We start from the raw sequence: 4,453 nt of genomic DNA, 5'->3' as shown, positions 1-4,453 counted from the left end.
CTGGTTTGCCGGGCCGGTCAGTCGCAGTTAATTCCGGTCGAAAATCGTATTGATTGCAGGTCGGGACGTTTTCGTTTGCAAGCCGTTACATGTAGCTGTTGCGGTGCATTGCCCGACAGCAGGCCGAGAGGTATCGCAGGGCTTGGAATAAGGGAATGGATCTGTGAGTGCGGTGTCACTCACGACCGCGACGAGAACGCGGCCAGGAACATTCTCGCGCTCGGACATGAGCGTCCTGTAGAGGGAATCCCCGGCGCTTAGGCCGGGGAGGATGTCAATTCGAGATCGCGATACAACGACTTCGAGCTGCGCTTTCAGTCGGTAAAAGCGTCTGAAATAACAACCCGCCAAGGAATACGGCAGGTACGATCTCCAACAAATCCAAGGAGAAATTTTCCGCCATGACTCATTCAGTGGTCAACATCGACCACCTCAAACAGCAGGTACTCCCTGAGTTGTTTGCTTTCCCGGCTCGCCTCGGCGAGTACGGGGGCGTAGCGGATAGCTCTGCCAAAATCGATCAACTATCAGATCTCATGGAGAGCGGGTCGGCGGCAGCGCTTGCGGCCAAAATCGCAGAAATCCTCTCGAAAATGGCCGACGCCTCGCCGGAGCAGATTACCCGGAAGCCGACCTGGTTCGAGAAGGTTCTGGGCGGAGCCGTGGAAAAGCAGGTTCGCTATCAAGTCGCCCGGTCAACACTGGAACAGCTACTGGCCGAAGCTGAAGGACACGCCCAAGGTGTACGCGATACGGTCAGTGCCATCAGCAGAATGATCGTTGCCCACGCCGAAGAGGCGGAAGCACTGAAAGTGTTCATCCAGGCCGGGCGCGAATTCCTCGAAGAGAACCCTCTCATCGGGACGGTAGCGGAGGGGGAGATCGAGTTTGATCGGCCGCGAGAGCGGCTGGCGCGAAAGCTCGCCAACTTGGCAACACTTCTGGCCTCACACGAACTGAGCGTTAGCCAGATGAAGCTGAGCCGCGCCCAAGCCCTCGACATGCTCGATCGCTTCCGAGAGACAGTCACCGTACTGGTTCCAGTATGGCGGCAACACACCCTTACCCTGATCACCACCAAACACATGAGCCCGGCGATGGTCGAGGCTGCCAGCAAGGCGCATCAGGCGCTGATGGCCAGCCTGTCTGAAAGCCTGAATGGCGTGAAGCACTGAGGAGCAAAACATGCAGCAGGAAATTACCGTGACAGATCTCGCCACTACCAACACCGAGCTTACCCCAGCTGGGCTTCAGGCTCTCGGTCTCCAGGAACAGGACATCCCCCAGATCAAGGCTGTAGCGGCACTGATCCAGGCAGAAAACCCGCTCTCGGTTTCTCAGTTCGGCAGGGAAGTGGCAGAACACACGTCCTCCTACGCCGACAGCTTGCTCGACCAGGTTCGTAACAGCGACCTGGACGATGCCGGCGCAAAGCTGAGCGAGGTGGTTGCCGTCGCGCAGTCGCTCAATGTCAGCGCGCTTTCCAATCGCCGTTCGCGCATCCCTGTCATCGGCCCGCTGATTGACAAAGTAACCCTGCGCGGCAAGTCCGTCATGGGTCAGTTCGACACCACGCGAGAGCAAATTGAAAAGCTCGTTGCTGAAGTCGACCAAACACAAGCGGGCATTTCTGCTCGGAATACCGGCCTCGAGTCCATGTTCGTTGCGGTACGCGAGGAGCATCGCCTGCTTGGCATCCACATTGCCGCCGGTAAGCAGCGCCTTGCGGAGCTACAGATGCAGGTTTCTCAGCTTCGGGCGAACATCGGGAACGACCCGGCCCGCTTGCAGCAAGTTGCGGATCTGGATGCACTGATCTCCAACCTCGACAAGCGTATTGGCGACCTCACGGCGCTCCAGCAGTCCGCGATGCAGAGCCTCCCGACGATTCGGATGATTCAAGCGAATAACCAGATGCTGGTGGACAAGTTCCACACCATCCGGGAAATCACTGTGCCGGCTTGGAAGCGCCAATTCATGCTGGCTTTGACGCTGAACGAGCAGCGGAACGCCGTCCAGCTGGCCACCAAAATCGACGACACCACCAACGATCTCCTCAAACGCAACGCCGAGCTGCTGCACCGCAACTCCGTAGAGACGGCCAAAGCTAACCAGCGGTTGGTAATCGACGTGGACACCTTGCAGAAGGTCCAGGCCACGCTGATCCAGACCGTCGAAGACGTAATCAAAATCCAGCGTGAGGGCGTAGCTCAACGCAAGGCCGCAGAGAAAGAGATCCAGGGCATGCGTCTCGATCTCCAGAAGCGCCTGGGCAGGACTGATGAAGTGAAGGAGCTTCACTGATGACCGAACCAGTCCAACTTTTCCGGTTGCGGGTCGACGGCCTCGTTTCGAAGGAAAACATTCCCTTAGCGCAGCTATCGAGTCTCTTGAATGACTATGGCGTCGTGGAGGACAGTACCTTGAATAGGCTGATGGCTGGCCAGACCGAGCGCGTTCTCGGTCAAGAGCTGGAACTGTCCAGGCAGACTCCAGAGGTTGACCCGCAGTTGTACACGCTGCTTGTTGATGGAAAAGTCGCCGCGAAGGACGTTCCTGATGCAGAGCTCGACAAGCTCCTCGCTAATTACGGTGCTCGTAGAAAGGAAATATCTCGTGGTCTCGTTGCAGGCAAGACACAGCGTGTGCTCGGTCAGGATCTGAAGCTATTACGGCAGCCGGTTGGGCAAACGGTACATGTCACCGCCAAGCACGAACAAGCCTCAAACGAAGCGAAAGCAGAGCCGACAGCGCAGAAGACACATCGAGCCCAACCCGAACCAGCTTTGCCGGCAAAAGCGCCGACGCCTTTTGACGCGCCCCTCCAGGAACTGATCTCGCGGGCGAAGAAGCTACGCAAAGGCACGCTCATCTACGGTGGTACCGCCCTGGGTTTGGCGGTATTCGGGGGCGTATTTTACGCGCTGGGTATCGCCGCAGAGCCAACAACGGCTATTGACCAGATCCTGGTTCCTGATGCGATCGCCAAGGCCTTCCAAGCATCGGGCCACGAGGGCGGCGGTATTGGCGGGTTGATGGGGGTCGAATCAGCCGTCGACTCGATCCTCAATAGCACAGCTCTCAAAATGATCAGCGCGGTTGCAATGATTGCGGGTGTAGGCCTTGCGGTTATTACCGGACGCTTGTTCAACATCGTTCCCGCCGTCATGGTCGGCATGATGCCGCACATCATGGGAGCGTTTCTGGGGATACTAGATCCGGGCACGGCAAGCACGGCAAGCAAGCCCAGCGAGTTTTATTCCGCGGTTGAGTCTAAGAACCTACCGACGCTTCAGCGTCTGCTCAGCTCCAGAGAGGATCTGGACGAGGTGGCCAGGGCGTATGTGCTAGCCCAAGCATCTGTTGCCGGCGGCAGCTCCTCGAAGTGGGTTGTTCTGACAGCGAAAAATCTGCGAGAGGGAAAAATTAAGGGCGACTTTTCCGTGCCGGCCGGCATTGCCTACGCCATCGAGGCAACTGCGCTTGGCCCAGAAAGCCCGTCTCTTTCTGATCGAGCCGAACAGCATCGCCAGAGTGCCTTGGCCGAGGCAAGCGACTGGAAGCGCAACAGCTTCTGGGCACTTCTCCTGGCAGGGTTGTTTGGTGTCATTGCCACGGGCCATGAATCGATCGCGCAAATTATCTTTCGCAGGGTTCGTCGCATTGGCGAGCTTCTTACCCCGCTGCGGTAGCTACTGCGAGCAGCGCTCAAACCCAAGCCTTGCTTGGGTTTTTTTTCCCCTGAATAGCCTGGAATCACCCTTGTTTTAAGGAAAAGACCGTGAAATCGATCCTCATGATGTTTTTGGCCATGCAGATGGCCACGTCTCACTTCGCTCTTGCCTCCGCACCTACGACCTTCGAGCAGGCCAAGGTTGAGCTACGCCAGAAGGTCTACTACGACCGCAACACCAGCGAAGCCGGCGATCTTTACTGTGGGTGCGACTGGAAGTGGGTAGGGCGATCCGGAGGCCGTGTGGACTTCGCCTCGTGCGGGTACGAAGTCCGCGCTCAGGAGAATCGCGCGCAGCGCATCGAATGGGGGCGAATAGAGAAAACGGAAATTTTCGTACTACAAGGGCTTCCCCATTGAGCGCAAGCGCAATAGCGATTGTGTTCTGTATTGCTGCACTGCTGCGCGTGCCGGATCGACGTAAGAAGGTGAAGGACTGCGGTACTACAAACGGTCATATTGAGCTGATGGCTCGGACCCTGATGAAAGACGCACGTGAGGACCTCGTTCGCTAACCGGGACTGAATTCCCCATACGATTTTCAGGTATACCCCACGTAGGTCCAACCCGCTTCACATCAACGACGGCAGTGCACATTGATCCTCTTTTTATCTGCTCATGGTTCTACCCTGACGCCTTAAAAGTTGAGCAATAGGAAGCCAGGGCCTACGCACCAGTTGGTTCTACCTGCTCAAGCTTGAACGTGTCGCCGTAATGCAG

At 57.2% G+C, this 4,453-nt stretch carries 5 protein-coding genes; all 5 read left to right on the top strand.

What is annotated here, in order from left to right; all coding sequences use genetic code 11:
• The first annotated feature begins 75 nt into the window (after positions 1 to 75).
• Positions 76 to 261 carry a transposase gene (locus AO268_RS32150; RefSeq protein WP_257154498.1) on the top strand — a complete coding sequence of 62 codons (186 nt, stop codon included), beginning with the start codon at positions 76 to 78 and terminating at the stop codon, positions 259 to 261.
• A gap of 140 nt (positions 262 to 401) precedes the next feature.
• Positions 402 to 1,175 (top strand): tellurite resistance protein, encoded by a 774-nt coding sequence (locus AO268_RS32145; protein ID WP_011600753.1) that lies wholly within the window; start codon positions 402 to 404, stop codon positions 1,173 to 1,175.
• 10 nt (positions 1,176 to 1,185) lie between these two features.
• Complete coding sequence (locus AO268_RS32140; protein ID WP_011600754.1) at positions 1,186 to 2,304, top strand: toxic anion resistance protein; 1,119 nt, start codon at positions 1,186 to 1,188, stop codon at positions 2,302 to 2,304.
• Positions 2,304 to 3,692 (top strand): hypothetical protein, encoded by a 1,389-nt coding sequence (locus AO268_RS32135; RefSeq protein WP_011600755.1) that lies wholly within the window; start codon positions 2,304 to 2,306, stop codon positions 3,690 to 3,692. Before AO268_RS32140 ends, AO268_RS32135 begins: the two co-directional genes overlap by 1 nt.
• 89 nt (positions 3,693 to 3,781) lie before the next feature.
• Positions 3,782 to 4,093, top strand: a complete 312-nt coding sequence (locus AO268_RS32130) for an endonuclease (protein ID WP_028619973.1) — start codon at positions 3,782 to 3,784, stop codon at positions 4,091 to 4,093.
• Positions 4,094 to 4,453: the final 360 nt, after the last annotated feature.

This window comes from Pseudomonas sp. ICMP 8385 (assembly GCF_002699915.1).
GTDB lineage: Bacteria > Pseudomonadota > Gammaproteobacteria > Pseudomonadales > Pseudomonadaceae > Aquipseudomonas > Aquipseudomonas gessardii.
The sequence above is the reverse complement of the archived record's forward strand: the minus strand, read 5'-3'. Positions and strand labels throughout refer to the sequence as shown.

Coding starts and splice junctions, on each gene's coding strand:
- AO268_RS32145 (WP_011600753.1), top strand. CDS start 402: ATGACTCATTCAGTGGTCAACATCGACCACCTCAAACAGCAGGTACTC.
- AO268_RS32135 (WP_011600755.1), top strand. CDS start 2,304: ATGACCGAACCAGTCCAACTTTTCCGGTTGCGGGTCGACGGCCTCGTT.
- AO268_RS32140 (WP_011600754.1), top strand. CDS start 1,186: ATGCAGCAGGAAATTACCGTGACAGATCTCGCCACTACCAACACCGAG.